Consider the following 2040-nt stretch of genomic DNA (forward strand, 5'->3'; position numbering starts at 1 on the left):
ACTAACGCTACCCCGAACATCAGGACTAGGAGCAAGGGCATTACCCAGCGGTTGAACCATTCCATAAAAGACTCCACTCGATTCATTGTCCATTTTACCAATACCGCGTCTTATACAGTACCTATCAAATAGTGGAAGAACCAATAAGACTTACTACAATTGCTTGTAAACCAGTTGGTTTATTGCTAGGTTTTACCAGAGTTAAACTTAACCAATCCTTCCCAATCAATCCTACCATCACGACACCATCCCTTCCGGAAAAACTCTTCCGTAAAGCGATTAACTATCCGATAGTAACCCCGAAAAAATTCTTCGTTCTTCTCCTTGGCATTCTGACCTAAAGGCTCAATAAAGCTTAGATAAAAGTTGGGGTCATTAGAAATAAGTTCCCAAAAAGACTGGCCACATAACTTAAGATAATCACCTTTGTTTTCTTGATTATCTCGGCCATAGCAACAACCATTAACTGCTATAGCATTAGGGAGATTCAAAATTCTTTTGGCCGCCGAAAAGTTTTGCTTCATTCGTTGCACTTGCTGGTGATTACCCCAGTTTGGTCCAGACTTCACAGAAACAATATAGTAGTTACTATTGAATTGAAACTCGATATCAATCCCCTGTGCTGCTGATTTCCTGCCATTATGCGTTCGAGCACAGACAAACAAAGCAATTGCTTCCAATACTTTGCCAAATAATGTTTCTTCCTGGGATGAAAGATGGGCATCTAATAGGGAGCGAACTAGGTCAGTAACAACTTCTAGGTTCTTAGCTTTGAAAAGGTAAATATTTTTCCGACGTAATAGCTGGTCTAATTTCAGGGAATTCAGCGAATCTAGCCGTCGTTGGTGAAAATTGTCAATCCATTGCCCAACAAAGTCATTTAGAGTGATACTGCTAAGCGCTGCGTGATATGGGTCAGAGGGACTAGCCGTCGCAGACATACATTCCGGTTGGCTCTAACAAAACCATTTGCTCAGGAATCGCTGCTTTTGCTAACTCGCAGTATTCTGGTTTCAAGTCAATGCCCACTACGTGGCGTCCCAGAGGAACTGCTGCGGCGATAGTCGTCCCACTGCCAACAAACGGATCAAGCACCCAGTCACCTGGGTCAGTAAAAAGCTTAATAAACCACTCTGGTAATGCTTTAGGGAAAGCGGCTGGATGATTTTTATTACTGCATTCAGTCGCAAAAGTTAGTACATTTGTTGGGTAGACATACTCTCGGCCAAGCCAATTCGCAATGTTTTTACCAAAGCCACTTCCGACTCGTGAATCAAAACGCACGACATCATTTTCACCTAGCCGCTTGAGACGCTTTTCAGCCCAATCACCCACAGGTACCATGACCGCTTCTTGTCGCATTTTGAACTGGCGACTTTTAGTAAAGTGTAAACATCGTTCCCAGGCATCCCGAAACCGGTTTGGCCATTTGCCAGGATAGCAGTTCTTTTTGTGCCAAATGTATTCTTCTACCCAGAGCCATCCTGCTTTTTTGAGAGCCAGGATTAATTCTAGTACGTACGTGTGACGCTCGCCGTTTTCGACTCTCTCTTTAATGTTTAGAACAAAAGAACCGCTGGGTTTAAGTACGCGCCAGAATTGTTCGGCTTTTGGTAAAAACCATTCAACATAGGCTTCAGGAGCAACTCCACCATAGAGAGACTGGCGGCGGTCCGCGTAAGGGGGTGATGTGATAATTAAATCAAAAAAAGCATCGGGATAGTCTTGCAAAATTTCTGCACAGTCTCCACAGTGTACGCGGGCATCTATCATGTCAAGAATAACGGCGTAAAAATTAGTCATAGTTATACTATCACATACAGAACGGCTTTACCCATCCTGGTTGATTGGAATAAGCCGGTATGCTATAGGTGGGAGCAGTTGCCCTCAGCCTATCATGTCCCCAGCCGCAGGATATGTGTTGCGTTTTTCCAGCCAATCAGCGGCTGCACTGGTGGCAGGATTACAAGACTGGCAAGAGCGGGGATTGTGGGAAGGTGCAACCCTAAACCTAGCGATTATCCAGCGAGAGGCGCGGAC

General features: G+C 44.5%; 2 protein-coding genes. Both read right to left on the reverse strand.

Features of this window, described 5'->3' with window-relative positions; translation table 11 throughout:
* Positions 1-185: 185 nt before the first annotated feature.
* Complete coding sequence (locus NZ705_12405; GenBank protein MCS7293744.1) at positions 186-941, reverse strand: PmeII family type II restriction endonuclease; 756 nt, start codon at positions 939-941, stop codon at positions 186-188.
* The gene (locus tag NZ705_12410; protein MCS7293745.1) at positions 925-1803 is read right to left on the reverse strand and encodes a site-specific DNA-methyltransferase; all 879 of its coding nucleotides are present in this window, start codon (positions 1801-1803) and stop codon (positions 925-927) included. The genes NZ705_12405 and NZ705_12410 overlap by 17 nt, the downstream gene beginning before the upstream one ends.
* Between the last annotated feature and the right edge of the window lie 237 nt (positions 1804-2040).

Origin of the sequence: Gloeomargarita sp. SKYB120, assembly GCA_025062155.1 — a bacterium.
Taxonomy (GTDB): Bacteria; Cyanobacteriota; Cyanobacteriia; order Gloeomargaritales; family Gloeomargaritaceae; genus Gloeomargarita.